General features: G+C 75.9%; 12 protein-coding genes. 2 read left to right on the forward strand and 10 right to left on the reverse strand.

The window, feature by feature from the left end; all coding sequences use genetic code 11:
• The first annotated feature begins 171 nt into the window (after positions 1–171).
• Positions 172–396, forward strand: a complete 225-nt coding sequence (locus ND486_RS19420) for a glutaredoxin domain-containing protein (protein WP_280118320.1) — start codon at positions 172–174, stop codon at positions 394–396.
• 85 nt (positions 397–481) lie between these two features.
• Here the strand turns inward: ND486_RS19420 and nudC are convergent, their stop codons facing one another.
• The 10 genes from nudC to ND486_RS19470 all read right to left on the reverse strand — a co-directional run bounded on the left by nudC (position 482) and on the right by ND486_RS19470 (position 11,276).
• A complete protein-coding gene (gene nudC / locus ND486_RS19425) occupies positions 482–1,507 on the reverse strand; it encodes an NAD(+) diphosphatase (protein ID WP_251785618.1) in 1,026 nt (341 codons plus the stop codon).
• Entirely contained in the window at positions 1,504–2,898 is a 1,395-nt protein-coding gene (locus ND486_RS19430) for a pitrilysin family protein (RefSeq protein ID WP_251785621.1), read from the reverse strand. The genes nudC and ND486_RS19430 overlap by 4 nt, the downstream gene beginning before the upstream one ends.
• 49 nt (positions 2,899–2,947) lie before the next feature.
• Positions 2,948–4,288: a pitrilysin family protein gene (locus tag ND486_RS19435; protein ID WP_251785622.1), complete on the reverse strand. Its 1,341-nt coding sequence runs from the start codon at positions 4,286–4,288 to the stop codon at positions 2,948–2,950.
• Between the two features lie 39 nt (positions 4,289–4,327).
• Positions 4,328–5,605 (reverse strand): aldehyde dehydrogenase family protein, encoded by a 1,278-nt coding sequence (locus ND486_RS19440; RefSeq protein ID WP_179760967.1) that lies wholly within the window; start codon positions 5,603–5,605, stop codon positions 4,328–4,330.
• Between the two features lie 58 nt (positions 5,606–5,663).
• Positions 5,664–6,737, reverse strand: coding sequence for a class F sortase (locus ND486_RS29865; protein ID WP_251785623.1), 1,074 nt, complete (start codon positions 6,735–6,737; stop codon positions 5,664–5,666).
• Positions 6,734–7,609, reverse strand: coding sequence for a DUF4142 domain-containing protein (locus ND486_RS29265; RefSeq protein WP_285898947.1), 876 nt, complete (start codon positions 7,607–7,609; stop codon positions 6,734–6,736). Before ND486_RS29265 ends, ND486_RS29865 begins: the two co-directional genes overlap by 4 nt.
• Positions 7,610–7,714: 105 nt before the next feature.
• Positions 7,715–8,578, reverse strand: a complete 864-nt coding sequence (locus ND486_RS19455; protein ID WP_179760970.1) for an exodeoxyribonuclease III — start codon at positions 8,576–8,578, stop codon at positions 7,715–7,717.
• Positions 8,579–8,587: 9 nt separating this feature from the next.
• Positions 8,588–9,529, reverse strand: coding sequence for a transketolase family protein (locus ND486_RS19460; RefSeq protein ID WP_251785627.1), 942 nt, complete (start codon positions 9,527–9,529; stop codon positions 8,588–8,590).
• Positions 9,526–10,218, reverse strand: a complete 693-nt coding sequence (locus tag ND486_RS19465; protein WP_251785629.1) for a transketolase — start codon at positions 10,216–10,218, stop codon at positions 9,526–9,528. The genes ND486_RS19460 and ND486_RS19465 overlap by 4 nt, the downstream gene beginning before the upstream one ends.
• A 59-nt stretch (positions 10,219–10,277) precedes the next feature.
• The gene (locus tag ND486_RS19470; RefSeq protein WP_218622353.1) at positions 10,278–11,276 is read right to left on the reverse strand and encodes a TrkA family potassium uptake protein; all 999 of its coding nucleotides are present in this window, start codon (positions 11,274–11,276) and stop codon (positions 10,278–10,280) included.
• Between the two features lie 117 nt (positions 11,277–11,393).
• On the opposite strand from ND486_RS19470, the gene ND486_RS19475 reads away from it, so the two are divergent.
• Positions 11,394–12,485, forward strand: a complete 1,092-nt coding sequence (locus ND486_RS19475; RefSeq protein ID WP_251785631.1) for a sensor histidine kinase — start codon at positions 11,394–11,396, stop codon at positions 12,483–12,485.
• The last annotated feature ends 1 nt before the right edge of the window (position 12,486 follow it).

Raw genomic sequence — 12,486 nt, forward strand, 5'->3', positions numbered from 1 at the left:
GTCGCACGGGCGGGGCGGGCGGCGGATCGGGACGGCACCCACCCATCCTGACACCCACCCCCGACGGTCACGGGCCGCCCGTCCCGCCCGTCCGGGTGCCGGGCAGCTCACAGCGGGGGCGGGAAGAATCCCGCGGGCGGGCCCGTTGCACCCGGTATGGCGGACCTGACGATGTACACGACCAGCTGGTGCGGCTTCTGCCGTCGTCTCAAGCTGCAGCTCGACCAGGCCGGCATCGGCTACCGCGAGATCGACATCGAGCGTGAGCCGGACGCCGTGGCGTTCGTCGAGAAGGCCAACGGCGGCAACCGTACGGTGCCCACCGTCGTCTTCCCGGACGAGTCGGTCGCGACGAACCCCAGCTTCTCCGAGGTGAAGACCCGGCTCGGGGTCTGACACCTGCCCCTGATCTCCCACCACGGAGCGCGGCGGCCCGCCACCGGTACCTCACCGGGGGCGGGCCGCCGCTTCGTCTGCGGGGTCAGCCCCCGGCGGCGGCCCAGGACTCCAGCATGGTGCGTGCGATCGAGACCTTCCCCGGCAGCATGACCACCGGTCCGTCGGTGGGGTCGGGCTCGTCCCGGGTGCCCCAGTCGCCGCGGGCCAGTGCCGCCCGCAGCGTGTCCCGGGTGATCCACAGGGCGTCGGCGATCTCGCCGTCCTGCGGCGTCAGCGGGACCTCCGGGTCCCCGATCGCGTGGAAGCCGACCATCAGCGACCGCGGGAACGGCCACGCCTGGCTGCCGAGGTACCGCACGTCGGACACGGCGATGCCGACCTCCTCGGAGATCTCGCGGTGCACGCACGCCTCCAGCGACTCGCCGGATTCGACGAACCCGGCGAGCACCGAGTAGCGCCCGGCCGGCCACACCGGCTGGCGGGCGAGCAGGACGCGGTCCGCGCCGTCGTGCACCAGGCAGATGATCGCCGGGTCGGTGCGCGGGTACTCCTCGTGGCCGTTGTCGCAGACCCGGGCCCAGCCCGCGTTGTGCGGGCGGGTGCGGGTGCCGTCGATCGCGCAGAACCGGGACCGGTCGTGCCAGTTCAGCGTGGCGACCGCGCCGGTGAGCAGCCCGGACCCGAGGGGGTCGAGGAACGCGCCCGCGGCGCGCAGGTCCGCCCACTCCCCCTCGCCGGTGAAGATGTCGCTGTCGGCGGTGCGTTCGGTCCCGACGCGCACCGCCCAGTACGGGACGCCCTCGCGCTCGCCGAGCAGCACGGCCTCGGCCGGCGGCTCCGCGGCGACGTCGGTGCCCGCGCGGGTCCGGACGTGCCCGCCACGGCCTGCCGCGTCGTCCCAGGCGGCGGCGTCGACCTCGCGGAACTCGCGGCCCGGTTCGACCTCCCAGTCCACCGGGGTGCGTCCGGACTCGTCGACGACGACCACGCGCGCCTTCGCCCACGTGTCGCGCACGTAGGCCGGGTCCAGGCGGCGGTTCTCGTCGCGGGAGAGCGCGTTGCGCGACAGCACCGGCTCCTCGGTCAGGGAGAAGTCCCCGGGGCTCATCGCCCGCCTCCGCGGACCACGCCGCCGAGCGCGGCGAGCGGTGGCCCGACCACGTCGGCGTCACCGACGACCACCCCGGTGAACCGGGTCGGCGCGAACAGCGCGGTGGCGGCCGCGGCGACCTCGTCGACGGTGACCGCCTCCAGCCGGCGCGGCCGGTCCCGGAGCCAGTCGACGTCGAGCCCGGCGGCGTGCAGCGCGGACAGGGTGCCGGCCAGCGCGGACTGACTGTCCAGCGAGATCAGCAGCGAACCGATCGCGTAGCGACGGGCCGAGGTGACCTCCTGCTCGGTCGGCGGGACCGCCACCATGCGGCCGAGCTCGTAGCGGGTCTCGAGCAGGGCGGCGGCCGTGACGTCGGAGGCGACGTCGGCGTCGAGACCGAGCACCGCGCCACCGGGCACGAACTCCTGCCCGGAGTGCGCACCGTAGGTGTAGCCCTTGTCCTCGCGGATGTTCTCCATCCAGCGCGAGGAGAAGTAGCCACCGAACACGAGGTTCGCGAGCTGGAACGCGGTGTAGCGCTCGTCGGTGCGGTCCAGGCCGGGCGCGGTGAGACGCAGCTGGGACTGCACGGAGCCGGGCCGGTGGACCAGCTCCAGGTCGCCCGCCTGCGGCACCGGCGGGGTGGACAGCCACCGGGCGGGGTGGTCGCCGGTCCACCCCCCGAGCCGGCGGGCGACCTCGGCGATCGCGGCCTCGGGGTCGATGTCGCCGACGAGGACCAGGCTCGCCCCGTCCGGGACGACGACGTCGGCGTGCAGCTCCCGCACGCGCTCCGGGGTGACCGCGGCGACGGCCTCGGCGGTCGGCATCTCCGAGACGATGGGGTGGTCGCCGAAGCGGCGGCGCATCAGCGCCTCGCGGGCGACGGTGCGCGGCTGCGCGCGGGCGACGGCGATCCGCTCGGCCAGCCGGGACCGCTCGCGGGCGACCTCGGCGTCGGGGTGGGTGGCGGCGGTGAGGACGTCGGCGAGGACGTCGAGGACCGTCGGCAGACCGGTGGCCAGCGCGGAGCCGCCCGCCTGCAGGTACTCCGGGTCGACGGCGACGCCGAGCTCCCCGCCGACCGAGGCCAGCGCGTCGTCGATGCCGACCCGGTCGCGGCCCGCGGTGCCGGTCAGGATGGTCTCGGCGAGCACCTCGGTGCCCGCGGTGCGGGCGGCGTCGGCGACCGGCTCCGGCGAGGCGGCCGGGATACGCAGGACGGTCTCGACCAGCGGGACCCCGGGTCGGCGCGCGGCCAGGACGGTCAGCCCGTTCGGCAGGGTCTCGGTGAGCACGTCCGGCAGCGGCACCTCCTTGGTGCGGCCGAGCGCGGGCAGCGGTCGGGGGCCGCGCTCGGTGCGGCCGATCTCCTCCGCGCTGCGGTGTGTGCGGGCGGCGCTCACGCGGAGCCCCCTTCGGTGTGGTTCACGGTGCCGGGACGGGTCGGCGCGCTCACGCGTCGCCGTCCCCGGTCGGTTCAGCGGCCGGCTCGACCAGCAGGACGGCCCGCCCGGCCGAACGCAGCCGGGCGGCCGCGGCGGCGACGTCGGCACCGGTCAGGGCGGCCAGTCTGCCGGGGAGCTCCACGGCGAGCTCGGCGCGGCCGTAGAGCAGCTCGCGGGCGCCGAGCCCGAGCATCCGGTACATGACGCGGTCGTCCTCGCGGTGCAGGGCGGCGACCCAGCGGGCGGTCTGGCGCTCCAGCTCCTCGGTGCCGGGGCCATGCTCGGCGAGGCGGTCCAGCTCCTCGTCGACCGCGGCGGTGACCCGGTCCGCGGACACCTCGGCCGGGTGCACCGCGGTGATCGTGAAGGTGTCGGGGTCGCGGGCGTCGAACGGGCCGCCCATCAGGCCGTTGGACGCCGAGACGTCGGTGACCAGCCCCGCTCCGTCGGCGCCGCCGTGGACCAGGCGGCGCTGCAGCCGCGAGGCCTCGCCGTCGGCCAGGACGGTGGCGAGCATGGCGTGGGCCAGGTAGGCGTCGGGCTCGGCGGCCGGGTCGGGGACGCGGTAGCCGAGTGCCAGCGCGGGCAGCGGGGCGTGGGCGTCGGCCACGGTCTGCCGCCGCTCCGCGCCGGGGGCGGGCTCGGCGAACGACGGCCGCTGCGGGACGGGCCGGGCGGGGATGTCCCCGAAGTGCCGCTCGACCAGGGCGAGGGTGCCGTCGACGCCGTGCTCGGACAGGTCACCGTGCACGGTGACCAGCGCGTTGCCCGGCGCGTAGAAGGTGTCGAAGAACGCGGCCGCGTCGTCCAGGCTCGCCTGCTCCAGCTCCGAGAAGTCGCCGTAGCCGTTGTGCGCGTTGGGGAAGGTGTCGTAGAGGACCGGCGGCAGCAGGATCCACGGGAACCCGCCGTAGGGGCGGTTGTGGACGTTGAGCCGGATCTCCTCCTTCACGACGTCGACCTGGTTGCGCAGGTTCTCGACGGTGAGCTTCGGGGCGCGCAGCCGGTCGGACTCCAGGAACAGCGCCCGCTCCAGCGCCGCACCGGGCAGCACCTGGAAGTAGTCGGTGTAGTCCTGGTGGGTCGAGCCGTTGAAGATCCCGCCCGCGGACTGGACCTGCCGGAAGTGCTCCAGCTTCTCCAGGCTCTCGCTGCCCTGGAACATCAGGTGCTCGAACAGGTGCGCGAAGCCGGTGCGGCCCTCCGGCTCGGAACGGAAGCCCACGTCGACGTGCACCGAGACCCCGACCACCGGGGTGGCCGGGTCCGGGACGACGAGCACGCGCAGCCCGTTGGCCAGCGTGGCCCGGTGCAGCTCGAGAGCGGATTTGTCGGCGATCACGGACACGGGAGCGAGGCTATCCCCCACCCCCGGCAACCTGCCCGGTCAGGCGTGCTCGGGCGGCAGGATCACGAACTGGCGCAGCCCCAGGTCGCGGTAGGTCACCGGGCCGCGGGGACCGGGGGTGTGATCGACGTTGATGCCGGTCTCGGGCAGGCCCAGCAGCTTGTAGCCGTCGAGCAGCCGCGACGGCGCGTTCCAGAACACCCCGGTACCGGTGTAGCGGTCGATGAAACGGTGGGCGACCTGCTCGTCGGCGGCGCAGATCGTCGCGGCCAGGCCGGAGGTCTCCCGGGCGGCGGTGTCGGCGGCGTCGTCGGGGCCGTCGACGACGGCGACCGTCACGTGCGCCTCGGCGCCGGAGTCCAGTGCCCACTCGTGACCGAGCGGGTGGTCGTGCGGGGGCAGCGACAGCGCGATGCCGCGGGCGTCGAGGGCGGCCTTCGCGACCGGCAGCAGGGTGTCGTAGACGGGCCGGTCGACGAGCAGCAGGTTCAGCCGGTTGCAGACGCCGAGCCGGTCGGTCGAGTCGGTGACCAGGCGGGTGACGTCGGCCTCGGTGGCGCTGGCGTCGAGGTAGAGGACGCCGCCGCCGTCGGCGTGGGCGAGCACCCGGGTGCCCGCGGTCGCGCCGAGCACGGACAGCTTGCGGGTGACGTCCCCGGACCCGCGGACGACGACCAGCGGCACCAGGTCGGGCAGCCCGACGAGGGCCTCGGCGCCGGCGTGGCCGGGCAGCGGGACGAGCTGCACGGCGGCCTCGGGGAGCCCGGCGTCGGCCAGTGCGGGGCGCAGCACCTGCTCGACGAGCGCGGTGGCGCTGCCGAGCGCCGCGGACCCGGTGCGCAGGACGGCGGCGCTGCGGGCCTTGAGGACCTGCGAGGCGACGTCGACGGTCACGTTCGGCCGGGCCTCGAACACCGCGCCGATGACGCCGACCGGGATGCGCCGCTCGAACACCCGCTCGCCGGTCTCCAGAGTGCGGACCGGCCACTCGGTGGGCGGCTCGGGGGTCGCCGCGAGCACCTCGAGCTGGGTGGCGATCCCGGCCAGCCGCTCGGGGTCCAGGCGCAGCCGGTCGAGCAGGCCCGCCGCCATGCCGTTCCGCTCGGCGGCGGCGACGTCGGCGGCGTTGACGTCGAGCAGCTCGTGCGCCCGGTCCCGGATCAGCGAGGCGGCGGCGCGCAGGGCGTCGTCGATCCGGCCCTCGCCCGCGGCGCGGACGGCCGGGGCGGCGGCCCGGGCGCGCTGCGCGGCCTCACGGACGGCGGCGAACTCCGGCGCCTCGGTCGTCTCCTGCGGGGTGGTCACGGTGCTGCTCACGCAGGTCAGGGTAGGCGGTCGCCGTCGCGGGCCCGACCGGGTATCCGGTGAGGACGGCTCAGGGCGCAGCGGTCGGCACGGCGTAGACGACGATGTTCGACTCGTAGCTCCCCGCCGCCGGGTCGAACACCCCGCCGCAGGTGACGAGGACGAGCTGCGGGTCGCCGTCGCGGCGGAACACCTCGCGGGGCAGGTCGTGCTTGCCGTACTCGCGACGCGCGACGACCCGGTAGGCCGCGGTGCGGCCGTCGGCGCCACGGACGACGACCGGCTCGCCCGCGACGAGCTGCGGCAGCACCGACAGGAACCCGATGCCCTGGGTGCGCGAGTCGACGTGACCGGCGATCACGGCGCTCCCGGACGCGCCGCCCGGGAGGACACCGGGGGCCCACCAGCCGACCGTGCGCACCTGGTCGGGGACGACCATCCCGCCGTTCGGGGCGGTGCCGACCGCGTCGACGGGGGCGGACAGGCCGCGGGCGGGGAGCTCCAGGACGGCGGGGACGACCGGCTGCGACACGGTGCCGGGCTCGGGTGCGGGGAGCGGGTAGACGGCGGAGACGGTCCACGGTTCCCGTGGCGCGATGGGCGCCGGGCCGGTGGAACGGGGCGGGGGGCCGGTGCGGTCGCCGGGGCCGGGGAGCGGGCCCGCCGGAAGCGCGTCGGGCGCCGGCGGCGCGGCCTCCGCAGCCGGGAGCGGGGCGAGCACGGGTGGAGCGGCAGGCGCCACCGGGAGCGCGGCAGGTGCGGGCGGCGCGGCAGGTGCGGGCGGCGCAGCAGGCGCGGGCGGCGCAGCAGGCGCGGGCGGCGCGGCGGGCGCGGGCAGGACGGCGGTCGCCGCAGCAGCCGCCTCGGAGGGCCCCGGCTCCCCCGGCAGCGCCGCGGCGTCGGGCGCCCCGACCGGCGGAGCCGGGTCCGGCGGCGCCAGGACCGGCAGCGCCCGGGCCACCGGCACCGCACGCGTCGCGGCGGAGGCGGTTCCCGCGGGCACGGCGCCGAGGTCGCTCGCCTCGACGCGGGCGTCGTCGCCGAGTGCGAGACCGGCGCCGGCGCCCAGCAGGGCGGCGCCGAGGAGCAGCAGCGCGGCCGCTCCCCGTACGCCCCCGGCCGGGCGCCGGCGCCGCGGTGTCACGCGCGGGCGCGACGCAGCCGGACGGCACCGGCGAGGAGCAGCAGCAGCCCGGCACCGCCGAGCGCCACGGGCAGCGCGGCGTCGGACGCCGATGCGGCCTGGCCACCGGTGCCGGCGTCGACGGCGGGCGCGCCGGAGCCGCCCCGGCCCGCGGCGTCACCGGAACCGGAGGCCGAGCCGTTGCCGGTGCCGTTGCCGGCGCCCGCACCGGGCGCGGTCCCGTCGCCGGACCCGGCGGCGTTCCCGTCGGTGCCGTTCCCGGGGTTGTCCGTGCCGGAGCCCGGGGTCGTGGCCCCGGCCTCGGCCGCGGCCTGGTCCAGCTTGGTCTTCAGCTCACCGAGGTTCGTGAGCTGCGCGCGGGCCTGGTCGAGCTGCTCCGGCGGCAGGCCGGGCACGTTCAGCAGCTGCTGGGCCTGGTCGCTGAGCTGTCCGACCTGCTCCTGCGCCGCCTGCAGCCAGCCCTGGTCGAACTGCTCACCGGTGCGGGCCTTGAGGTCGTCGACCTGGGACTGGATCTCCGGGGAGACCTGGTCGGGCAGCGAGACGCCGATCGACGACGCCAGCCCCCGCAGCCTGTCGTTGATCTGCTGGCCCTCGCCCTGCACCTGCGGCGCGAGCTCCTTGACCTTGTCCCCGACGCCCTGCTCCAGGCCGATGCCGCCGAGCGCGGCGAGGCCGAGGGCCTTCTGGTGGGCGTCGCCGAACGCCTGGCGCGGGTCGCCGACGCCCGGGACCTGAGGGAGGTTGTCGGGCAGGTTCGGCACCTGCGGCGTCTCGCCACCGCAGGCGGTCAGCCCCACGAGTGCGGCCGCGGCGACGGCGGCACCGACGGTGCGGCTGATCCGGCGCGGGTGGTTCGTGGTCGTCGTCATGCGAGTCATCCCCCGGAGGTAGCGGTGTACGCCTGATGGGCTATCGACTTACTCCGAACGTTGCAACTCGAACCACACGACAGGTCCCACGCGGGCGGCGAGTGGTTATCGCCGACGGCTGAGCGGTGCCGGGGCCGACGGCGGCGGGACGACCGGGCCGACGTCGCCGTCGGGTGCCTCGTCGAGGTCCAGGACGACCGGGGCGTGGTCGCTGGGGAGCTTCCCCTTGCGCGCCTTGCGGTCCACCCACACCGCCGCGCGACGGTCGGCCGGGCCCGACCCGGCCAGCACCAGGTCGATCCGCATCCCCTGGTCCTGGTGGAACCGGCCGGCCCGGTAGTCCCAGTAGCTGAACACGCGTTCGTCGGGCCAGCGCTCGCGCAGGACGTCCCGCAGCCCGGTCCCGAGCAGCGCGGCGAGCGCGGCCCGCTCGTCGGGGGTGACGTGGGTGGCGCCGTCGAACAGGGAACGGTCCCAGACGTCGTCGTCGGTGGGGGCGATGTTCACGTCCCCGGCCACCACGGTCGACGCGGGGTCGCCCGTCGCGACCAGCTCGCGCAGCGCACCGAGCCAGCGCAGCTTGTAGGCGTAGTGCGGGTCCTCCGGGCTGCGGCCGTTGGGCACGTACACCGAGGTGACCCGCAGCCCGCCGCAGGTGGCGGTGACGGCGCGCGCGTCCGGGACCTCCAGCCCGCCCTCGGTGAAGACGGGCTCGTCGGGCAGGCCGCGCACGACGTCGTCCAGACCCACCCGCGACAGCAGGGCGACCCCGTTCCACCGGCCCTGGCCGTGGTGCGCGCTCGCGTAGCCGCGCTCGGCCAGTGCCTCGTCGAACGCCGCGGCGAAGTCGTCGTCGGAGAGCTTGGTCTCCTGGAGGCAGACGACGTCGGGTTCCCGCTCGTCGAGCCACGGCAGCAGCCGCGGCAGCCGGGACTTCGCGGAGTTCACGTTCCAGGTGGCCAGACGCACGCCCCGACCCTACGAGAGGAAGCGCGTCACCGATCGGCGGATGCCCGCGACGTCCAGGCCGTGCGCGGCGTCGTGGTCCTCCGGGCTGCCGTAGCGGCGCAGCTCGGTGGCGCCGACCCCGAGCCCGAGGACCCGGTGCCGCAGGTCGGCGAGCGCGTCGGAGACGTGCCGCACCGAGGTCCCGGCGAGGTAGGGCTCCACGAGCACGACGTCCGGCTCGGACAGCGTGGCGCGCAGGCCGGCCGCGTCGAACGGGCGGACGGTCGCGGCGTACAGGACGGTCACGTCCAGGTCGGCGACGGCGGCGAGCGTCCGGTCCGCCAGGGGCCCCACCGCGACGACCGTCCCCCGGCTCCCCCGCCGCAGCACCGTCATCGACGGGCCCGCCCCGTACGGCCGCGCGTTGGACGCGCCCGAGAGCCGGACGTAGACCCGGTCGTCGCCGGGCAGGGCGGCCCACAGCTGCGCCTGCGCCTCGTCGGCGTGCCCGGGCACGTGGACGGTCCAGCCGTCGAGGGTGTCGAGCAGCGGCACGTCGCGCGGGCCGAAGTGGGTCTCCCCCGCGCCCGCCATGTCGTAGGACCCGCCGGCCGACACCAGCAGCGCCCCGACGCCCTGGTGTCCGAGGTCGAGCTTGAGCTGCTCGTAGGGCCGCTCGACGAGGAACGGCGCGAAGGTGTGCACGACCGGGCGCATCCCGGTCAGCGCGAGCCCACCGGCGGCGGAGACGAGCAGCTGCTCGCGGATGCCGACATTGATCACGCGGTCGGCGAGGTCGGGCGGGACGTCGACGTAGCCGGCGCCGATGTCGGCCAGCAGCGCGACGGCCCGCGGGTCGGAGGCGACCAGCTCGGGCAGCAGGCCGTAGAAGCGTTCCCGCTGGTCGGGCGGGGTCACGGGCCCGGAGGTGGTGGCGTGCTGCGTATCGGTGAGCAGAGCAAAGGCACTCATCGGGGGCTCCCCTTCGGTTCAACGTGCGCGACGACGGCGAGCTGCCGGTCGGTGTGGTCGGTGCGGAACGCGCGCTCCAGGGCGTCGTGGTCGCGGCCGTCGGCGTCGACGGCGACCCAGCCCTCCGCGGTGAAGCGGCCGGCGATCCCGCCGGGCCAGCCGTGCGAGGCCGAGCTGTTGTCGACGACGACGGCGCTCAGCCCGGACAGCCCGGCACGGCCCGCGTACTGGATCGCCTCGAAGTTGGAGCCCTCGTCGAGCTCGGCGTCGCCGACGAGGACGACGGTGCGCGCGTCGCGGCCCTGCAGCAGCAGCCCCGACGCGGTGCCGACGGCCAGTCCGAGCCCGTGGCCGAGCGAGCCGGAGGAGATCTCCACCCCGGGCACGAGCGTGCGGTCGGGGTGGTGCCCGAGGGGCGAGTCGTACCCGGCGAACCGGTCGAGCAGGTGGTCGTCGAGGAACCCGCGGGCGACGAGGACGGCGTAGAGCGCCATCGGGCCGTGCCCCTTGGAGACCAGGAAGCGGTCGCGGTCGGGGTCGTCGGGATGCTGCGGGTCGACGCGCAGGATGCGGTCGTAGAGGACCCACAGGACGTCGAGGGTGGAGGTCGCGGCGGGTTCGTGCTTCTCGTCGCCGGTCATCCGGGTCATCAGCCCGGCGAGGTCGGCGTAGCCGGTCGGTGATCGCATGGTCACCACCGTGCGACCTGAAGTGCGGTTCAGGTCAAGGGCTACGGGTCGCGGGCGGCCTACTCCTCGTCCGGCGGGGTCGCCTTGCGGACGTAGAGCAGCTGGTCACCCCGCTCCAGCGCGTCGACGGCGGCCGAGTCGACCCGGTGGAGCTGCTCGCCGCGCACCACGCCGAGCACGATGTCGGGCAGGTGCCGCGGGGAGCCGCCGACCTCGGTCGGCTCGACCTGGCGCTGGGAGATCGCGAAGCCGGCGTCGGGGGTGAGCAGGTCCTCCACCACCTCGACGACGGCGGGCGAGCGGGTCGCGACGCCCAGCAGCCGCCCGGCCGTCTCGTCGGACACGATCACCGAGCTGGCGCCGGACTGGCGGAGCAGGTGCACGTTCTCCGCCTCGCGCACCGCGGCGACGATCGAGATCGACTTGGACAGCTCGCGGGCGGTCAGGGTGACCAGCACCGCGGTGTCGTCGCGGTCCAGGGCGACGACCAGCGTCGTCGCCAGCTGCACCCCGGCGATGCGCAGCACCGCGGAGCGGGTCGCGTTGCCGGACACGGTGACCAGGCCCAGCCCGGAGGCCACGTCCAGCCGCGCCCGGTCGGTGTCGACGACGACGATCTTCCCGGGGTCCACGTCGTCACCCAGCAGCGTCTCCACCGCCGCGCGCCCCTTGGTGCCGTAGCCGACGACGACGATGTGCTCGCGCACGCGCGACCTCCAGCGCTGGATCCGGAACGACTGCCGCGAGCGCTCGGTGAGCAGCTCGACGGTCGTACCGACGAGGACGATCAGGAACAGCACCCGCAACGGGGTGATCACCGCGATGTTGATGGAGCGGGCCATCGGGCTGACCGGCACGATGTCGCCGTAGCCGGTCGTCGACAGCGACACCGTCGCGTAGTAGAGGGCGTCGAGCAGCGAGATCTCGCCCGCGCCGTTGTTGTCGAGGTAGCCGTCGCGCCCGAAGAAGACGATCAACGTCGTCGCGCCGAGCGCGAACACCGCGATCGCCAGGCGGGTCACCAGCGAGCGCACCGGGCCCGACCGCGGGTCCGGCATCCGCAGCGCACCCTCGACCTGGGGATCGAGTTCGCTGAGCCGGGTGGAGCCGATCACGTGCGAAGGCTAGCGCCCAGGTCGCGCCGCACCGACCGCGCGGGCCCTATCCTCACTCAGGTGTCGGCCGAGGGGGACCACGAACGTGTGACGCCTGCTGCGCGCACGTCGCTGCGGCCGCGGTTGAGCGCGCGCCGGTTCCGCGGCGGCGCCGCACCCGGGCCGGACCCGACCGAGGTCCTCGAGACGGGCGTCGCCGTGGCCGCGGGCCTGCGCGAACCGGCCGGGTCCGCCGCCGCGACCGAGGCGCTGCGCCGGCTCGCCGGGCTCTGCGGCGCCGAGGCGGCGGGCCTGGTCCGGCCCGGGCTGCCCGACTCGTGGTGGGGCCCCGGCCGCGCCGACGGCGTCGCGCTCGCCGGGCGGGCCCGCGGGCGACGGCTCACCGAGGCCGGCCGCACCGCGCTGCCCGTCGGCGACGGGCCGGTGCTCGTCCTGGCCGGTGGGGTCGGGTCGGCCGCCGCCCGCCGGACCGCCGCCTTCGTCGCCGACGCCCTCGAACGCGCCCGCCTGACCGACGGGGAGGCCGAGGCCGAGGCCGCCCGGCTGCGTGCGCTGCGGGCCCAGATCTCGCCGCACTTCGTCTACAACGCGCTCACCACGATCGCCTCGTTCGTCCGCTCGGACCCGGCGCGCGCCCGCGACCTGCTGGAGACCTTCGCCGAGTTCATCCGGCACTCGCTCGCCGCACGCGGCGACTACGTGCCGCTGGCCGGGGAGTTCCGCTCGGTCGAGGCCTACCTGACCCTCGCCCGCGCCGTGCTCGGCGAGCGGCTGCGGGTGCAGGTGCGGGTGGCGCCGGAGGTGCTGCCGGTGCCGGTTCCGGTGCTGGCGCTGCAGCCGCTGGTCGAGAACGCGGTGCAGCACGGCGTCGAGCGCTCCCCCGACGGCGGGCTGGTGCAGGTCAGCGGCGAGGCCGAGGGGGACGTCTGCGTGATCACCGTCGACGACGACGGGCCGGGCATGAGCCCCGAGCACGCCCGCGCCGTGCTGGCCGGCACCGCCGAGGGCGCAGGGCTGGCGCTGGTGAACGTCGACCGCAGGCTGCGTGCGGTCTACGGCCCCGATCACGGCCTGGTCATCGAGACCGCGCCCGGCGCGGGCACCCGGATCGTGCTGCGGATCCCGCGGTTCCAGCCCGGGGTGGTGATCTGAG

The sequence above is a fragment of the Pseudonocardia sp. DR1-2 genome (assembly GCF_023717215.1).
GTDB lineage: Bacteria > Actinomycetota > Actinomycetes > Mycobacteriales > Pseudonocardiaceae > Pseudonocardia > Pseudonocardia alni.